The 17,991-nt window shown below is 41.5% G+C and carries 14 protein-coding genes; 12 read left to right on the top strand and 2 right to left on the bottom strand.

Annotated elements, in window-relative coordinates; all coding sequences use genetic code 11:
• Positions 1–1,593, top strand: coding sequence for a Na/Pi cotransporter family protein (locus tag IEW82_RS00730; RefSeq protein WP_188687869.1), 1,593 nt, complete (start codon positions 1–3; stop codon positions 1,591–1,593).
• Positions 1,594–1,656: 63 nt separating this feature from the next.
• Here IEW82_RS00730 and mctP read toward each other — a convergent pair whose 3' ends face one another.
• On the bottom strand, positions 1,657–3,174 hold the full coding sequence (gene mctP / locus IEW82_RS00725; protein ID WP_188687867.1) for a monocarboxylate uptake permease MctP: 1,518 nt from the start codon (positions 3,172–3,174) through the stop codon (positions 1,657–1,659).
• A 23-nt stretch (positions 3,175–3,197) separates the two neighbouring features.
• On the bottom strand, positions 3,198–3,401 hold the full coding sequence (locus IEW82_RS00720; protein WP_188687865.1) for a DUF3311 domain-containing protein: 204 nt from the start codon (positions 3,399–3,401) through the stop codon (positions 3,198–3,200).
• Positions 3,402–3,677: 276 nt separating this feature from the next.
• Between IEW82_RS00720 and IEW82_RS00715 the strand changes: the two genes are divergently transcribed.
• The 11 genes from IEW82_RS00715 (at position 3,678) to IEW82_RS00665 (ending at position 17,658) form a co-directional block, all read left to right on the top strand.
• Complete coding sequence (locus IEW82_RS00715; RefSeq protein WP_188687862.1) at positions 3,678–4,850, top strand: MFS transporter; 1,173 nt, start codon at positions 3,678–3,680, stop codon at positions 4,848–4,850.
• 299 nt (positions 4,851–5,149) lie between these two features.
• Positions 5,150–5,758 carry a competence protein ComK gene (locus IEW82_RS00710; RefSeq protein ID WP_188687860.1) on the top strand — a complete coding sequence of 203 codons (609 nt, stop codon included), beginning with the start codon at positions 5,150–5,152 and terminating at the stop codon, positions 5,756–5,758.
• 207 nt (positions 5,759–5,965) lie between these two features.
• Positions 5,966–6,925, top strand: a complete 960-nt coding sequence (locus IEW82_RS00705) for a 2-hydroxyacid dehydrogenase (protein WP_188687857.1) — start codon at positions 5,966–5,968, stop codon at positions 6,923–6,925.
• An 899-nt stretch (positions 6,926–7,824) separates the two neighbouring features.
• Positions 7,825–8,802, top strand: a complete 978-nt coding sequence (locus IEW82_RS00700) for a ring-cleaving dioxygenase (protein WP_188687855.1) — start codon at positions 7,825–7,827, stop codon at positions 8,800–8,802.
• Between the two features lie 667 nt (positions 8,803–9,469).
• On the top strand, positions 9,470–10,399 hold the full coding sequence (locus IEW82_RS00695; protein WP_188687854.1) for an NAD-dependent epimerase/dehydratase family protein: 930 nt from the start codon (positions 9,470–9,472) through the stop codon (positions 10,397–10,399).
• A 575-nt stretch (positions 10,400–10,974) separates the two neighbouring features.
• Positions 10,975–12,027 carry a FecCD family ABC transporter permease gene (locus tag IEW82_RS00690; RefSeq protein WP_373285681.1) on the top strand — a complete coding sequence of 351 codons (1,053 nt, stop codon included), beginning with the start codon at positions 10,975–10,977 and terminating at the stop codon, positions 12,025–12,027.
• 8 nt (positions 12,028–12,035) lie between these two features.
• Positions 12,036–13,064 carry a FecCD family ABC transporter permease gene (locus IEW82_RS00685; RefSeq protein ID WP_188688854.1) on the top strand — a complete coding sequence of 343 codons (1,029 nt, stop codon included), beginning with the start codon at positions 12,036–12,038 and terminating at the stop codon, positions 13,062–13,064.
• Positions 13,065–13,089: 25 nt separating this feature from the next.
• Complete coding sequence (locus IEW82_RS00680) at positions 13,090–13,938, top strand: ABC transporter ATP-binding protein (RefSeq protein ID WP_188687850.1); 849 nt, start codon at positions 13,090–13,092, stop codon at positions 13,936–13,938.
• Between the two features lie 147 nt (positions 13,939–14,085).
• Positions 14,086–15,039, top strand: coding sequence for an iron-hydroxamate ABC transporter substrate-binding protein (locus IEW82_RS00675; protein ID WP_229672146.1), 954 nt, complete (start codon positions 14,086–14,088; stop codon positions 15,037–15,039).
• A gap of 445 nt (positions 15,040–15,484) precedes the next feature.
• Positions 15,485–16,789 carry a M48 family metalloprotease gene (locus IEW82_RS00670; protein WP_188687848.1) on the top strand — a complete coding sequence of 435 codons (1,305 nt, stop codon included), beginning with the start codon at positions 15,485–15,487 and terminating at the stop codon, positions 16,787–16,789.
• A 77-nt stretch (positions 16,790–16,866) separates the two neighbouring features.
• Complete coding sequence (locus IEW82_RS00665) at positions 16,867–17,658, top strand: alpha/beta hydrolase (RefSeq protein WP_188687845.1); 792 nt, start codon at positions 16,867–16,869, stop codon at positions 17,656–17,658.
• The last annotated feature ends 333 nt before the right edge of the window (positions 17,659–17,991 follow it).

The following is a 17,991-nucleotide window of genomic DNA, read 5'->3' as shown; positions in this document are numbered from 1 at the left end:
ATGCTGAATCACTTATTAAGCTTTTTGACCGGTGTGGGTCTGTTCATCTATGGAGCTCACTTATTAAGTAAAGGATTACAGCGACTAGCCATCACAAAACTGCGCCATTATATGTCAACGTTTACGAATACGCGTCTTAAAGGGTTAATGAGCGGCTTTATTATGACATGTCTTATGCAAAGCAGTACCGTGACGTCTATCATTGTCGTTGGTCTTGTGGATAGCTCGGTGCTTTCCCTTGCCCAGGCATTAGGGGTTATATTAGGTTCAGGGATTGGAACGACAGTTATCGTGCAAATTCTCACATTTAATATTTCTAGATTTTCTGCGCTCTTTATTTTTTGTGGCGTTATTTTATTTCTCTTCATAAAAGGCTCACGTCTTAAGACCATCGGACAAGTTTTGATTGGTTTTGGTTTTGTTTTATTGGGGATCGAACTGATCACTTCATCCCTGGTTCCTTTAGGTAAGCTGCGAGGTTTTCTTCATCTCATCACTGTTCTTTCAAGTCACCCTCTGTTATTTGTGGTTATTTCCGCTCTGTGTACCGCTGTTCTTCACAATAGTGCAGCAATGATCATGATTGGGATTTCTTTTGTGACCAGTGGGACATTAGGAGTGCCCGAGGTGTTGCCATTAATATTAGGGGCAAATGTTGGGGCGACGCTCCCTGTGTTTGTATCAAGCTTGTCCGCTTCGACAGAAGGGAAGCGAGTAGCACTATCCTATATGCTGTTTAAATGTGTTGGTGCTGGGCTTTGTTTGACGTTGCTGCCTTGGCTTGGACGGAGTATCTATTGGCTACCTGGACAACTAGAACGGCAAGTGGCTAATTTTCATACAGCGTTAAACATGGGGATTGCTTTATTGTTTTTACCCTTTTTACCAAGCTTTACTCGAATGATCCATAAGGTGTTCCCAGGAAAACAATCAGAAATAGCGAAGCGGTTAAATGACACGCTTTTATCTGTGCCAGATGAGGCCTTATTAAAAACAAAAATTGAAATTCTGCAATTAGCTTATGAGGTCAAAGACCGCATGATTGTTCGCTTGCCTTATTATTTAGAGGACCCAAAGGAATTTGAACCTATTCAACAGACTGAGCAAACTGTTGATGATTCTTACCGAATGATTCAAAAGTATTTACTGAAGTTAGGACAGCAGGATTTAACGGACACACAATCAGATAAAGAGGTTCAATTACTTTATGTGCTCAATGATATCGAGAGTATTGGCGATAATGTGATGCAATGCCTCAATCTAATACAGAAGTCTCGGCTGCAAAATATTGAGATGCCTCACCAAGATTATCAGATCTTAGAGACTTTTATAGAGTATATCGAAGAGGCGCTGGAAAAGTCCATTCAGGCCTTAGAGCGACAGGATACAGCGATCGCTATGAAAAATATTCAGTCGGAACCGATTGTTTCGCAATTTGAAATGGATCTCAAGTTTAATCATTTTAATCGCCTGATTGATAAAAATGAATATAATCCAGCGATCAGTGCGATCTATTTGGATTTGATCAATCAGCTCTTAAGTATTTACCAGCATGCTTTAAATGTTTCGCGGACAGTATTGGGGCTGATTTAAGAGATGAGGATATAGGGAGACTTCCTAAATCTTATTTTAGGAGTCTCCATTTTAATGTGCACTTTATGAAGCGGTGCGATAATCGGATTCTGTTGTTTGATCCTTTCCGTTTGCCAGGCCAAGTGCCCGAAAGATGAAGGTAAGCACGACAGTGACGATAAAGTTAAGAATCACTGCGTATATTGCAGCGTACCCAGGAATAATGGCCCCGAAGAGATGCAGGGGATAGGTGGAGGCCATGTGTTGCGAGAAAGCCATCCATGTTCCTGTGGCCATTCCGACAAACCAACCGATGACAAGAGCCCATTTATTAAACCAGTTTGTATAAAGTCCAACAATAATAGCAGGGAAGGTTTGCAGAATCCAGATTCCCCCTAGTAATTGAAGGTTAATTGCATAGGTCTTTGGGAAGAACAGGATAAAGACGAGTGCTCCAACCTTGACGATAAGTGAAATGAGTTTGGCGATTTTAGATTCTTGTTCCGGTGTGCATTGTGGATTAATATATTCTTTATAGATATTTCGCGAAAAAAGATTGGCTGAAGCAATAGACATAATTGCCGCAGGAACTAGAGCTCCAATAGCAATAGCGGCAAAGGCGAAACCACTAAACCAATCGGGTAACATTTTCAAAAATAATTCAGGAATGGCATCATTCCCATTTTGAACTTTGATACCAGCGGCAAGAGCCATAGCCCCCAGTAGGGTTATAAATCCGAGTACAAGGGAATAAGCAGGCAAAATGGCTGCATTTTTTCTAATGGTATTGCGCTGACTCGAGCTTAGGACCCCGGTCAGAGAGTGGGGGTATAAAAATAAGGCAAGGGCTGATCCCAAGGCGAGTGATCCATAGGCAAAAAAGCTATTTGAGCCAAGAATCAGAGAGCCTGGTGGATTTTTAGTTGCTAAAGCTGCTTTGGCAGCATCAAACATATGGCTAAATCCGCCGAGTTTGATTGGGATCACGATCATGGCAACAATGATCGTAATATAAATCATAAGGTCTTTAACAATAGCAATAGAAGCCGGTGCGCGTAACCCACTCGAATAAGTATAAATAGCTAAGATAACAAAAGCAATAATGAGCGGAAGTTCTCCAGAAAGCCCACTATGTCCGAAGCCCATTGCGCTAATGACAGCTTGCATGCCGACAAGCTGTAGAGCGATGTAAGGCATGGTAGCCAGAATCCCAGTAATGGCGACAGCAAGAGCCATTGAACTACTGTTGAAACGTCCACGTACAAAGTCCGAAGCCGTAACATAACCGTGTTTTTTCGAGACGGACCAAAGCCGCGGCATCACAACAAAAATAAAGGGATAGATAAGGATCGTGTAGGGTACGGCATAAAAGCCCATTGCACCAGATCCATACATTAACGCAGGAACAGCGATAAACGTATAGGCCGTATAAAGGTCGCCGCCGAGTAAAAACCACGTAATCAGCGTCCCAAACCGTCGCCCTCCGAGACCCCATTCATCTAATAGAGACAAATCCCCACGGCGCCAGCGTGCAGCATAAAAACCTAAAACGGTTACAAAGATAAAAAAGACAGTAAAAACGATAAGTGCAGACCAGTTCATGACTCAGACACTTCCTCCCAAATTTAATCCACATCTTTTACTTTGATATAGACAATAGCGGTTATAACAGCTGTAAGAATAACCCAGATAAGCTGGTACCAGTAAAAAAACGGAAACCCAAATAGACGTGGCTTATCGAATGCATAAATCCCAGGCCATAACGTGGCTATAAAAGGAATGATGAGAAGGAGATACCAGTAGCTGAATCTTTTCTTCGCTTTCATCATTGACCACCCCCCTTTGCAATAATTGAGGAAATTTTCTCGCAAATTTTGGAAAATGTCAATAAAGAGATTGACTACTCACAATATTATTATTTATTAAATCTTGTCTCATGAGCCTTTTTTCACATTTCTTTTATTAAATTTTATTTTGCGAGAGCCATGGATAAAGAATATATACATAAGAAAAACTTATCAATATATATTACTTTTATAAAATTTTCCTTATGTTTTGAGAGGCATATAATAATGTTAGAAAAGGAACATGAGGAGAGATCGGGGATGATGAGAAAAAGTTATTATTTGATCGGAGCAGCATGGAGTACCTTTGGTGATGGATGTCAACAGATTGCTATGATGTGGTTGATCTATCAAGCAACAGGGAGTGCTTTATCTATTGGGGTTATGATCGCTGTCTATTATTTACCAAGTCTGCTTCTCACGCCAATTCTGAGTGTCTTTGTAGATCAGAAGGATGCCAAGAAGCTAGTAATCGCGACTGATAGTCTTCGTTTTATTATGATTGGTGGGGTTTCCGTTCTTTTATTCCTTGGTTCAAATTCAATTGCAGTGCTGTACATGGTCCAATTTTTTTCGGCGCTATGCTATACCCTTTATAAACCAGCTGTGATGAGCTTTGTTAAAGAAGCGTTTATTGATAGGGATCTCAAATTTGTCATGGCAAAAACTGTTTCACTGAATGGGCTCGCTAATATCTTAGGACTTGGAATAGCGGGCGTTCTCATTGGCGCGGTTTCTCCCGCCTACTGTTTTGCAATCAATGCCACTTCATTCTTAGTTCCTGTGATCTTATTCAGTTCGATTAAAAGAGTATGTCAAAAGTCAGTGATGCAAGGTCGTGTGCGCTATCTACTCAAACTAAGAGAGGGGTATGGGTTTGTACGCAGGGAAAAGGGCATGTCTTATCTCTTCTTTTTATCGATTATAAATAGTGTGGGTATCCAAATGTCAGCGACAATATTCTTGCCAATCGCCAAGGACTTACATGGAGGAAGTGCTCTATATTCAGCTTTCGAAGTCGCCTTTGCGGTTGGAGGCATTATATCTGGACTGCTAGTCACCTATCTTATGGAGAGATGGCAGTACAAGCTGATTTATATGACGATGATGGGGATGATGCTCCTAGCCTTGCTAATGGGGTTAAGTCGTGAGCGTTTAACTATGGTGATATTGATTTTTTTATTCGGCTATTTTGTCATGTCTCATCTAGTTGTCACACAGACATGGATTCAAATGAAATCCCCAATTGATATGGTTGGAAGGATCACTGGATTAAGGACGATGATTGCCTCACTTGTGAAGATAGCTTCCGCACTGTCTACGGGGCTCTTCATTAGTCATATAGGGATTCATAATATTTTGTTTTTGTTTGCATTGTTTTTATTATTAAGCCTCATATCAGGTAAGAGAATAAGAGAATTAGATGATCGATAGAAGGATGAAATTTAACAGAACCAAGAAACTAGGATGAAAGGACGAGGATGTTTATCGAATTTTATCGAAAAATGTAAAATATTCTCGAAATAAAATTGCCAATCTAGTAAAAATGTATTATGATTAATGTAATTTATACCAATTATTTGATGTGCACCAAGATCTTGTCATAAGGGTTGGTTTCTTTATAGTGGTTAAATAAGTGAGGGGAATAAGAGTCTAAGGTTTAGGACCTTTATTCTTTCTAAAAATCTAGTGCATCCATCAATGAACACAGTATAGGAGGGAAAAAGTTATCTATGGAATCCGTTATACCAATTGAAGAAAGTGATCACTATATCATTAATTCGAGTACGATTATTTTATATCCAATGAACGGTAACCACGGGGAGTATTGGACCATTGCATTAGATGAGGATTATAAAATGTTCTTGATTAAGGAAAAGCCGCTGACGGTTATTGATCGCTCATGCACGGTTTTTGGATCGAGTTATAGCGGTCGGAGAGAAGGCGCAGCTAAGCTGATGAACTATAATTATATGATACCTATCGCCATTAACGGCTATACAGATGTTGTTGTATTCCCACTTTCCTCTCCAAAAAATCGGGAGTGTATATGGCTCTCTCATAAGCATATCATTGAATTTAGATCCTTGGGCAGCAAGACGATGGTTTATTTTAGGAATCGTTTTGTTCAAACCTTTGATATCAAACCCTCAAGCTTTGAATCCAAACTTCTTAGAACAGCACAATTTCGCTGCATGCTTCATGAATCTGCCAAATACTATCAGAATCACCTCAAATCTCCCTTTTTGACCTCACAGCAGGTATTCAACCTAGGAAAGCTATTTAAGAGACATGAAGACGGCACGTTTGAACCCACAAGAATGCCGTGTAGAAAACAATAAAGTGGAAAAAGTGTAGAGACCATTAGCTGCCGAGAATAAAGGAAGCGCTTCCTTTATTCTCAGCATGCGTCGTTGCTTAAAAAAGCAGGGTGATGTCGAGTCTGTTATTGATATGGTAGTATATGAGAGAGAAGTGGATAAAGCTTATTAGATCAACGCTTCTGCTAATCAGATCTCATGATGTTTTTTATTTCTTGGAGGGATTAGATGTTTAAACTCGTAGCATACAGCCGACTTTCAGATGGATTAAAACAAGTGCTTGATCAGTCATGTGATGTCACCGTCTTTAATGGTATAACGAAAGAAAATGAGAGAGCCTTTAAAGAGGCATTGCAGAACGCAGAGGGCCTGTTGGGTGCAGGGCTTCCAATCACTGAGTCTCTATTGAAGCATGCCCCACGCCTTCGTTATGTCGGCAATGTTTCTGCTGGGTATGATAATTTTGATCTTGAGGCCATGTCTGCACATGGTGTAATGGCGGTGAATGCTCCTAATGCACTTACGGATACAACGGCTGATTTGATTTTTGGTCTCGTCTTATCTTCTGCAAGAAGGATAACTGAACTCGATCGTTTTGTTCGGGCTAAAAAGTGGCAAACGGGTATTAAGGCGGACAGATTTGGCGTTAACGTTCATCACAAAACCATTGGCATTATCGGGATGGGACGAATTGGGCGTGCAGTAGCGCAGCGCGCGGCACGCGGCTTTGATATGGAGGTCCTTTATACTAAAAGGCATCGTGATGTCAAAGCAGAACAAGAGCTGGGGATAACGTATAAGTCCTTGACTGAGCTTTTGCAGACCTCTGACTTTGTCTGTATTACCTTGCCATTAACTGCCGAGACACATCATTTCATTGATGATAAAGAATTGAAAATGATGAAACCCTCAGCTATTCTTGTCAATGGTGGACGTGGTCCAATCATTAATGAACAAGCGTTGATTAGGGCTTTACAAGATAAAACGATTTTGGGGGCAGGGCTAGATGTTTACGAACAAGAACCGCTGTCTTTGGATAGCCCACTTCTACAGCTCGACAATGTTGTGCTTGCCCCACATATCGGATCGGCCACTGAAGAAACGCGAACAAAAATGGCCGAGGAAGCCGTTCATAATCTCTTGCAATTCATCAATGGCGAGCAGCCTAATAATTTATTGAATCCATAAGGTGAGGTCTTTGCTTCCTTTATCTTTTGCTGGCGTGTTAAAGGAAGAATGAACATAGAAAATAGGCAAAATCACCTTATTCGAGAAAGAGGGGTGGTTTTGCTTTTATTTAATAATAAGAAAATCTAAAGTTTTGGGTGTTAATGGAGTGGATCGCGCACGTTTCCGCTCCAGAGCGCACGCTTTCCTCATGCTCAAACGATGTGGGTAGGGTCGGCGTTCGACGCACAGCGAGGTCCCCGAAAAGTGCTTTTTACTTTTTGGGGGGTATTGACGTGCGAGTTTCGGCGTTATCACATGGATGTGACGGTTTTAGCCGAGCGTCTTGAGTGGCCTCCGCTCATTTTGGAATGGTTTTATCTGTGTTCCAAAGTATTTATGATAAAAAATTCCCTGGTTCTTGCGTCTACGCGTATGACTTCGAAGTCAGCTTTCTTGGAACAACTCGACGTTTATTCGTGAAGTAACGCTCGCCCCGTTCCCGAAGGCGTCTCGCGCCTTACGCTCCAATCCACTTGATCCGGTAATGAAGCCTCTTCCATATATGAAGATGCTCTATACTAAGACAAGGACCGGGCATGCTTTTCGCTCGGTTTTTCCTAAAAGCGTCAGAATGATAGCTTTGCAGAAGACCTTAGAAGTTCGGGCTTTGACTTTTGCCCACTGAGCTTGGCGCTTCCCTTAGTATGTGATTTGGAAAAAAGCCAATGCGGTACAATCTTAGTGTGTAAGTATGAGCATCAGGCTGTGAAGTGGTGAAGTATAGGTCAAGTTTTCTAAGACAATGATTTGCGGCTCATTGACAGTCGCACATAATCATGTTATATTAAATCTTGAATTAAAGATATTTTAATTAAAGATAATTTTATATAGATCAAAACCTATTGGAGGTATCAAAAATGAACGAACTTAAAGGGATACATCATGTAACGGCTATTACGAGCAGTGCTGAAAAGAATTATGAATTTTTTACTTATGTCTTAGGTATGCGTCTCGTGAAGAAAACGGTGAATCAGGACGATATTCAAACCTATCACTTGTTTTTTGCAGATGATACAGGGAGTCCAGGAACCGATATGACTTTTTTTGATTTCCCTGGGATTCCCAAGGGGCAGCATGGAACAAATGAAATTGCCAAAACATCCTTTCGGGTGCCGAGTGATGCAGCGCTTGACTATTGGGTGAAACGCTTTGATCGGTTAGATGTGAAGCATACAGGCATTAAAGAGCTTTTTGGTAAAAAGACATTGTCCTTTGTTGACTTTGATGATCAGCAGTATCAATTAATCTCTGATGAAAACAATAAAGGGGTTGTCTCTGGGACACCTTGGCAAAAGGGGCCGATTCCATTAGATTACGCAATCACTGGCCTGGGGCCAATTTTCGTAAGGATTGCTGATTTTGATTATTTTAAAGAGATGATGGAAAAGGTGCTTTTATTCAGAGAAATCGATAAGAAAGGTTCTCTGTATCTCTTTGAAGTTGGAGAAGGTGGCAATGGGGCACAGGTTGTTGTTGAGCATAATGTTGTTTTACCTCAAGCAAGACAAGGCTATGGTACGGTTCACCACACTGCCTTTCGTGTTGAGGATCGTGCCGCCTTGGAGGAATGGATTGAGCGCATGCCTAGCTTTGGCTTCCATACCTCCGGATATGTCGACCGTCATTTCTTTGAATCGCTTTATGCTCGAGTGGCACCGCAAATATTATTTGAATTTGCCACGGATGGACCTGGCTTCATGGGTGATGAGCCTTATGAAACACTAGGTGAAAAGTTATCACTTCCACCATTTCTAGAGCCAAAGCGTGAGGAAATAGAAAGGTACGTTCGTCCCATTGATACAGTAAGAAGCACCAAAGAATTTGTAAAGGAATAGAGAAAAAATAGCTAGAGACTGTCCAAAAAGGTATCTTTAAGGACGGTCTTTTTTGAAAAGAAAAGAAAGCATAACCGAGTAAATTAAAGAAAAACCTTACTTTAATGAGGGAGTATAAAATTTCTGGTCATGAGGACGGTGCGGCTTACCGCTCCAGGCCGCTCGCTTTCCGCGGGGGAGTGGTAAGTCTCCTCGCGCCTGCGCACTGCTAAGGTCTTACCGATCTCCCACTTCCTGCTGGAGCCAGAGCGTCTTGTGCTCCAATCCACTTGACCAGGCAATGAAGCTTCTTCCATATCTGGTGATGCTCTTATAGCAAGACAAGGACCGGGACGCTTTTCGCACGTTTTTTCTCACACCATATAAGTGTTCAGAAATAGTAAGATACATGGACAGAAGAGCATTTCAAAGAGCTGCCAATTCATTTATTGCTTTACAAATTGAGCAATTTTCTTTATACTACAGATTAATTGAACGATGGTTAATAAATTGATTTTAATGGCAAGAAAAGCGGTGAAGTGAGAGCAGCTAAAGGGTAAGTCGCCCTTTTGTGGCAAAGGGTGTCAGTATGTTTTCATGAGGGAGATTGCTTAAGCATTGGGCTAGCAATTTCATTTGCTTTTTTTTGGTTTTTAATTGAACGATGGTTAATAAGGGAGGAGAAAAAATGATGAAAAAAGCAGTTGTACTTGGAGCAACAGGAAGTATTGGCTATGCCATAACTAAGGAGCTTGCGGAGAAAGGTGTAAACACTATTGCCTTTTCTCGAACTCGATCAAAGTTAATGACTTTATTTGGTGATCATTCAGCGATAACGGTGTGCGCTGGTAATGTTTTTCACATCAATGATCTAAGAGAAGCTTGCAGGCAGGCAGATCTTATTGTTCATGCCATCAATATACCCTATCAAGACTGGGAAAGAGATCTTCACACGATTATGGATAATGTATTGAAAGTCACTGAGGAAGCCCATGCAAGGCTAGCCGTTGTTGACAATATCTATGCTTATAGTGATAATCCGGGCTATCCCATTGCTGAAACGCATAAAAAGCAGCCACATACTAAAAAGGGCAGGTTGCGTCTTTCATTAGAGAAGAGGATTTGGGAGTCCAATGTGAAAGCATTAATTGCTCACTTTCCTGATTTCTATGGTCCATATGCGGGGAATACACTATTGGGTCAAACTTTCAAAGGCGTGTCTCAAAACAAACCGGCTCTTTTTGTAGGGAAGCTATCTACTCCTAGGGAATATATCTATACGCCTGATGCAGCCAAAGCGTTGATTACATTAGCAGCGCATGAAAAGGCCTATGGTCAAAATTGGAACATTCCTGGATCAGGAGTCATTACGGGAGAACAGATATTTACTATTCTCAGAGAACGGCTTAGTTATAAAAAAAGTGTGTGGAGTATTGGGAAAAAAGCGATTGCTTTCATGGGGTGGTTCCAGCCTTTGATGAAAGAAGCTGTGGAAATGCTTTACTTGACAGAAAATCCGATCATTCTTAGTGGAGAAAAGTATGAAAGTGTCATTGATGAGATTCCAAGAACACCTTATGAACAAGGGATTGTTGATACGGTACGTGCTATGCGCTAGTCTATAAAGCTTAAGTCCCACCTTATATTCTGCAAAATCAAAATGGCATTATGAGTACTTAGAAAAATTCGATAATTATTGTTTGGTAGGCTTAAATAATAGAAAGGGTTTGGAGGGCATGACATGTCGATAGAAGCGGTGAAGAAGGCTTGAAACAAGGCTGACGATATTATTGAATTTGAAGCGTCTAGCACAATGGTTGAATGAACTGTACAAGCTCTCGATGTTGAACCAGAAACCATAGCTAAGACGCTGGCAATGAATAAGGGGCTGGTCCATGTTAAGCAAAGCCAGCTTCAGAGGAAGAAATACCCGTCTCATTTTAATAAGCAAATCGAGTAATAAGAAATAAACTGGGCATATGATAGCCTGGTTTTTCTAATGCCTTTAATTGAGTCATAAATGTAGGATATTATGCAAAGCTAGTTCAAGGGTGAACGGTAAAAGGAGAAGCTGAAGTTTTTGGACAATAAAGAATTCTATTGACATGTTGAGGGATCAATGATAATTTTTATGATAATGAGAATCATTATCAATTTATCCTACATATATCCTAGAAAAAAGGAATGACGCAAATGTCCTTTACTGCTGAGGAGTTATTAGAGAATGACGATCAGTTAAAAACCCATATTCAGTCACGTCCATTAATGGGCTTAACCATTATAGTTGGGGGGTTAATTCTCCTTATTCTTTTGCTAGGGCTTTCCATTTCAGTTGGAGCGGCAGATATCAAGCTATCAACGGTTTGGCAGGCTGTATTTCATTATCATGCAAATCTGACGTCTGATCAGATTATTCGAGAGCTTCGGTTGCCACGCTCTTTAGCCTCGGCTTTAGTGGGTGCCTGCTTTGCGGTAGCGGGTGCGATGATGCAAGGGATGAGTCGTAATCCCTTGGCTGATTCTGGTTTGCTTGGCTTGAATGCTGGAGCATCTTTTACCTTAGCAATTTGCTTTGCCTTTTTCCCAAGTGTGTCTTTTATTTTATTGATGGTCTATTCTTTTTGCGGCGCAGGGATAGGGGCAGGACTTGTCTTTGGCATTGGTTCATTAACAAGAGGGGGATTAACTCCTGTTCGCTTAACTATGGCGGGTGCGGCGGTGAGTGCCTTGTTAATGGCTTTGAGCGAAGGGATCGCACTATATTTTGACCTTTCTCAGGATCTTGCCTTTTGGTATGCAGGCGGTGTTGCGGGAACAAACTGGTTACAATTAAAAATACTTTTTCCTGTTGCTGGCTTCGGCTTGGTGATGGCTATCTTACTATCAAAATCAATTACGGTGCTGAGCTTAGGGGAAGACGTTGCGACAGGGCTTGGTCAAAGGACGCGTATTATTAAGATCATGTGCTCTATTATTGTTGTCCTTTTAGCAGGATCAGCAGTTTCCGTCGTAGGAGCGATTACCTTTGTTGGATTAATGATCCCTCACATTGCCCGTTTTTTGGTTGGCGTTGATTACCGCTGGATCATTCCATGTTCAGCGGTGTTAGGGAGCCTGCTTATGGTGCTTGCAGATATTGGGGCGAGGATGATTAATCCCCCTTATGAAACACCGATTGGGGCTTTGATTTCACTAATTGGTGTCCCCTTCTTTCTATATCTAGCCCGGAAGAGGAGGAGAGCATAGTGTTGGAGATGGCTTCGATCCTTAAGGTAGAAAGAAAAAAGCGTCGCCAAGTGATGGGGATAATCGCAATTTTAGCCACCTTGGTTGTGCTAGTCCTCATCATCAGTATGAACACAGGCTATATTCGCTTATCTCCGTTAGCTGTGATCCGTACCTTATTTGGTGGAGGAACAGCAAAGGAGAGTCTCATTCTATTTGATCTTCGTCTTCCGCGTATCATTATTGCGGTGCTCATTGGGGCTGCCTTGGCTGTTTCAGGTGGTGTGTTGCAAGGCATCAGTCGGAATGCTTTGGCAGACCCTGGCTTACTAGGCATTAATTCTGGTGCAGGACTCATGGTGGTTCTCTTTATTTCCTTTTTTTCAACGCATGCGGCTTTCTCTATCTTTTTGCTGCCTTTTCTAGCTTTGGTTGGTGCAGGGGTGACAGCGGCTCTGATCTATCTTTTATCTTATAAAAAGGATGAGGGAATTTTACCCACGCGCATGATCCTTGTGGGTGTGGCGCTCACGGCAGTGATTTCTTCGATGATGATTATCTTGACTTTAAGATTAGACCCAAATGATTATAAATTTGTCGCAACGTGGATGGCAGGAAGTATCTGGGGATCGGATTGGCACTTTGTCTCAGCTTTATTACCTTGGATCATTGTTCTATTGCCTTATATTTTTGTAAAAGCCCGTTATTTAAATGCACTTAATCTCGGTGACAGCATCGCTACAGGAATTGGTGCAGCGGTTGAAAAAGAACGGCTAAAATTACTAGCGGCTTCAGTTGGATTGGCGGCGGCGAGTGTCTCAGTGAGCGGAGGCATTGGCTTTGTTGGTCTAATTGGTCCACATATTGCTCGTCGTCTGATTGGTCCCAACCACAAATATCTTTTGCCAGTTGCGGCATTGTGCGGGAGTCTCTTATTAGTGGTTGCTGACACATTAGCGCGTTGGGTCCTACAACCATCGGAAATTCCAACGGGGATCGTCGTGGCAGTTATTGGTGCACCTTATTTTCTATACCTATTAGCGAAATCAAGGGCCTAAAATAGTGAAGAAAGGGATGACTTTGATGGGGCAATTATACACAAAAGATTTGTCTATTGGTTATGCCGAAAGAATGATTGTTAAAGAGTTAAACTTAGAGATTCCAAGCGGAAAAATCACAGCATTGATTGGTCCCAATGGTTCGGGAAAATCAACGATCTTAAAAGCTATCGCACGCTTATTAAAGCCTATGGCCGGCATCGTTTATTTAGATGGACGCTCAATACGCAGTCAATCGACAAAAGAAGTGGCCAAGCAAATGGCGATTCTTCCTCAAAATCCGATAGCGCCAGATGGTTTAACTGTCTATGAATTGATTAGCTTTGGACGTTTCCCTCATCAGAGAGGGGCGGGGAATTTAACAAAAAAGGATAAGGAAATCATTCGCTGGGCCATCATGGAAACGGGGTTAACCGAATTTTATAATCGACCCGTTGATCAATTATCGGGTGGGCAGCGGCAACGGGCTTGGATTGCCATGGCTCTTGCTCAGCAGACCGATATTTTATTACTCGATGAGCCAACGACCTTCTTAGATATGGCACATCAATTAGAGGTATTACAGCTATTAGAAAAGCTAAATCAAGAACAGCAGCGCACTATTATTATGGTAGTACATGACCTCAACCATGCGGCACGTTATGCTGAGCATCTTGTTGCTATAAAGTCTGGACAGATTATCAGTGAAGGGACGCCGAATGAGGTGATGACGAAAGAGGTCATCCGTGATGTGTTCTCTATAGAAGCAGACATCGTTAACGATCCGCGATCAGGGGTTCCTCTTTGTTTGCCATATGCCTTGGTAACTCAGGAACCCTTAATAGCAACAGATACCCAATCCGGAAGTGAAAAAACACTCGTTTCAACGCGATAGATAATAGGAATAGAATAGTAAGTTTTGCAAAGCATCTCTGTTGGTTAGAGAGGCTCTCCACTAGGAAAAATGATGAACCGAATAAAAGCTTTTTGTTGAGAAGGCGTCTTTGTGATAATCACATTCAATTATAAGGGGGAGTAAATAGTGAAGGCTTCTTGTAAATATGTCTTACCCCTTTGTCTTGTTGTTCTTATGCTGGCGCTAGCCGCATGTGGTGCAAATGCCAGTAATGATACAGCCGGGACAGCAAAGAAGGAGGGAAAGAAAGCAACGATTACCTATAAAGCATCGAATGGCACTGTGAAAATACCAGCTTATCCGAAGCGTATTGTCGTGACTGAGCCAGACTATGTGGGTGATTTCTTGCAGCTTGGGATCAAACCTGTAGGTGTAACAGCCGCTACCTTTAAAAATCCTTATTTTAAAGGCAAGCTAGACGGAATAGAGAGCATAGGACAAACGCCGAATACCGAGAAAATCCTATCCTTAAATCCAGATCTCATCATTGCTCTAGATACCGATCAAAACGTCAAAAAATATGAAAAAATTGCTCCCACCATTGCCATACCTTTTGGAAAGATGCCAATTAGAGAAGAACTGAGGACCTTTGCGAAATTAACGGGAAGGGAAAAGCAAGCCAATCAATGGATTGCTGAATGGGATAAGAAAATTGCTAAGGACAAGCCCATTGTTCAGAAGCATTTGAATGGAAAAACAGTGTCCATTATTCAGCCTTATGCGAAGGGGATGTATATCTTTGGTGATAACTATGGACGCGGGGGTGACATTCTTTATCGTGAATTAGGATTACAGGCACCTGCTGAAGCTCAGAAAAATGTGATTGATGATGGTCCTGGATTTGCGAGCATCTCCTTAGAAAAACTGCCACAATATGCAGGAGATTACATCTTTACCGCGCCATGGGCTGGAGATAATGCTGACCCTGATAAAATCTATAAGAGCGATATTTGGCAGAGTCTCCCTGCAGTAAAAAATCAACGTGTCTTCCACGTCGATCCTGTGAGTTCCTATTTTACCGATCCAGTATCCCTTGAGCAGCAATTAAAATTTATTATGAATAAGCTAACAAATCATTGATAGAGTGAAAGAGACTGGTGATTCAAGCCAGTCTCTTTTATACTTTTTAGAGGTATACTTTTGTTGACGCCCTCAAGGGTATATGACACCTGAGGCTTGTATTGAACAGTTGCATCTGAAGTACTCGAAGCGGTACAGGTCAAAATTTTATCATCTTGGCTAGATTGTTCCTATGAAAGGGAGAGGCGTAAATACTAAAACGATGAGGGAATTATGTTTTTTTATACTACAGAATTCATAACTTCGCTGACGCCCATAAAGGAAGAGAGTGTAACTTTGACTTTCGCCATTAAATCTTGCGGGCACCCTAAGTGTGTGATTTGCAAAGATCACATCAGGAGTACCAGCGAAGTGGTGCAAGCCAAGCTTTTTAAACATTTTTAGAGATATAATGGTAAAAGTTTAGTATCCTTTCATAGGACTGGTTTTTTAGAAGGATGGCATCATGGCTCTTTTGTGGAAGCTGATTTTGTTTTTAGGACCAGCAATTGAAAAAGTTAAAAAAAAGGAGAGGATCATAATCTTTCATTGGTTTGAACAGTTGAGCACATTTGAAGCAACGATTTGGGTTATTTGTACAGGTTTGGTGGATGTCTTTTACGTCATAGGGTTAAAAAGTTATATTCATCGCGTATCTAACAAACTCGCATCAATTGAACGAACACTTAAGCATGTGAGAATTTGGAATGAACGTGTTTATCTCATGCTTTTCTTACTCGTAAGTTTCCTGATTGCTACCATTATTATGGCTCAAGTCCATCCACTTTTTTGGGATATTCCCTATGAATCTTTATTTGATATTTTAAGTATCTTTTTTGTGTTTTGGGCGGTTGGCTTATTGAATAAAATGATACTTTTTACAACGAGAAGACGCCTTCGAGGCAAACCTTTAAAACGGCGAGAAGCATTTGTAGAGGCGCTGCCCTTTTTAGGCTTGTTTTTTATCCCCATCGAGGGGATAACGGCGTTATTTGAGTTGGCGGATAACGGTGTTTTTGGCTATTTCTTTAGAGGAGATTTAGGTGAAATCATCTTATATTTCATTGTTCTGTTTTTAATCTTTTGCTGTTTACCTTTACTTATTACAAAACTCTTTAAAACCAAGCCTCTCACCGATTCAGACTTAACCCATCGTCTTCACCTTTTAGTTGAACAAGCTGGGGTGAAGAGAGTGAAGCTTTATTCATTGAGATTACGGGGGCGGAGAACTGCCAATGCTCTGGTTACAGGGGTTCGAACAAAACGCATTTTGATTTCAGAGGATCTTTTAACGCATCTTAATGCTCGGCAGATTGAGGCGATTGTGGCACATGAAATCGGTCATATTAAATCCTTCCATATTATAAAACGATTTATCGTCATTCTGCTATTTTTTCCTTACTTTGGAGCAATTATTTACTTGTTATATCGTTATGAAGTCTATATTCAACAGAATCTGTCCTCAGCTCTGATCACATTTATTATAATTGCTGCTGCAGTTATATATGGATTGCTTCTCCTCTACGTTTGTCGTTTTCAAGAGCAACAAGCTGATTTATATACATTAAAGCTAGGTGTGGACTATCGTGAATTGTCTTCAGCTTTGTTAAAATTAGCACGCTTAAATCATATGCCAATAAAACGAAAGAGAGTATTAGGGTGGGTTCGGCTGCACCCCTCCATCGCTCAGCGGGTGTGGGCATTAATTCATTCTGTTGGCGGTTCCATGCAGGATGTCGAGAAGTATGAACATAATGAAGCAATCGAATGACCCTTAATCCCTCTATATATGAAAACGTTTTTGTGTAATAATAAAAGGAATAATAGTTACATAGAAGGGTGAGAGAGATGGCACTGATCAAATGCGACTTTTTCTCTGAGGTACTGGCTTTAAGCACGTCGATGACCGTCATTTTACCACAGCATACCCAAGGACAAATCGGGATGAATAATGTCAAACGTGGTGAACGTCATCCAACACTGTGGCTTTTGCATGGCCTGAGCGATGATGACTCGATTTGGATGCGACGCACGTCGATTGAACGGTATGCAGCAGAATATGGATTGGCTGTTGTCATGCCTCAGGTGCATCATAGTTTTTATACAGATATGGCCTATGGCAATAGGTATTGGACATTTTTAACGGAAGAATTGCCTAGCTTAGCTCGATCATTTTTTTCCCTTTCAGAGGCAAGAGAAGACAATTATGTTGCTGGACTTTCAATGGGAGGGTACGGGGCATTCAAATGGGCCTTGAATTACCCTGAACGCTTTGCGGCAGCGGCCAGCCTATCAGGGGCTGTTGATATTGTCAGCCATATTAAGCGAAGAAAGGCTGAGAATCAGGAGGAAGCTGTCACGTTATTTGACCGCATATTTGGCGATAGGCAAGTGGAGGGAACGACGGACGATCTTTTTTATCTGCTTAATGTTAACGATCAATCGGAAAAGGCGCTTCCCAGGCTTTACCAATGCTGTGGAACTGAAGATTTTCTATATGAGGACAACTTAAGCTTCCTCGCTGCGTGTCAAAAGACACGGTTTGATTTGACACATGCCTTTGACCCAGGGACCCATGAATGGGGCTATTGGGATGCCAAGATCCAGGATATCCTTAGGTGGCTCCCTTTAAAGGGATAGTTTGTATGGTGCTCCAGGTAAAATCCATTGATCGATAAAGCGAGTGCTGGAATGTTAAAAAGGGTGGGACAAAACGAGAAGAGATCACCCTCATACCGAACGATAAGATTTTAAAGGGGCTTAAGGAAAACAAAGCGTAGTCAAAATATGGAGATGCCTTGGGGAACGGGGCCAGCGTTACTTCATGAACAAACGACGCGTTGTTCAGAGGAAGCTGACGACGAAGCGATACGAGGAGATGCAGGAACAGGGGATGTTTAGTCATATAAAGAGTTGGGAGCCCTTAAAAAGGGTTGTCTAGGTGCCTTACATTCTTCAAGGGCCTTCGGCTAA

Source organism: Pullulanibacillus camelliae, assembly GCF_014642655.1.
GTDB classification, from domain to species: Bacteria; Bacillota; Bacilli; order Bacillales; family Sporolactobacillaceae; genus Pullulanibacillus; species Pullulanibacillus camelliae.
Note: the sequence above shows the minus strand (reverse complement) of the source record. Positions and strands in the feature narration are given on the sequence as shown.

What these genes read in the sequence shown, in the direction of transcription:
- IEW82_RS00715 (WP_188687862.1), top strand. Translation starts at nt 3,678, where the DNA reads ATGATGAGAAAAAGTTATTATTTGATCGGAGCAGCATGGAGTACCTTT.
- IEW82_RS00680 (WP_188687850.1), top strand. Translation starts at nt 13,090, where the DNA reads ATGGGGCAATTATACACAAAAGATTTGTCTATTGGTTATGCCGAAAGA.
- IEW82_RS00710 (WP_188687860.1), top strand. Translation starts at nt 5,150, where the DNA reads ATGGAATCCGTTATACCAATTGAAGAAAGTGATCACTATATCATTAAT.
- IEW82_RS00720 (WP_188687865.1), bottom strand. Translation starts at nt 3,401, where the DNA reads ATGATGAAAGCGAAGAAAAGATTCAGCTACTGGTATCTCCTTCTCATC.
- IEW82_RS00700 (WP_188687855.1), top strand. Translation starts at nt 7,825, where the DNA reads ATGAACGAACTTAAAGGGATACATCATGTAACGGCTATTACGAGCAGT.
- IEW82_RS00670 (WP_188687848.1), top strand. Translation starts at nt 15,485, where the DNA reads ATGGCTCTTTTGTGGAAGCTGATTTTGTTTTTAGGACCAGCAATTGAA.
- IEW82_RS00695 (WP_188687854.1), top strand. Translation starts at nt 9,470, where the DNA reads ATGATGAAAAAAGCAGTTGTACTTGGAGCAACAGGAAGTATTGGCTAT.
- mctP (WP_188687867.1), bottom strand. Translation starts at nt 3,174, where the DNA reads ATGAACTGGTCTGCACTTATCGTTTTTACTGTCTTTTTTATCTTTGTA.
- IEW82_RS00705 (WP_188687857.1), top strand. Translation starts at nt 5,966, where the DNA reads ATGTTTAAACTCGTAGCATACAGCCGACTTTCAGATGGATTAAAACAA.
- IEW82_RS00690 (WP_373285681.1), top strand. Translation starts at nt 10,975, where the DNA reads ATGTCCTTTACTGCTGAGGAGTTATTAGAGAATGACGATCAGTTAAAA.
- IEW82_RS00665 (WP_188687845.1), top strand. Translation starts at nt 16,867, where the DNA reads ATGGCACTGATCAAATGCGACTTTTTCTCTGAGGTACTGGCTTTAAGC.
- IEW82_RS00730 (WP_188687869.1), top strand. Translation starts at nt 1, where the DNA reads ATGCTGAATCACTTATTAAGCTTTTTGACCGGTGTGGGTCTGTTCATC.
- IEW82_RS00685 (WP_188688854.1), top strand. Translation starts at nt 12,036, where the DNA reads ATGGCTTCGATCCTTAAGGTAGAAAGAAAAAAGCGTCGCCAAGTGATG.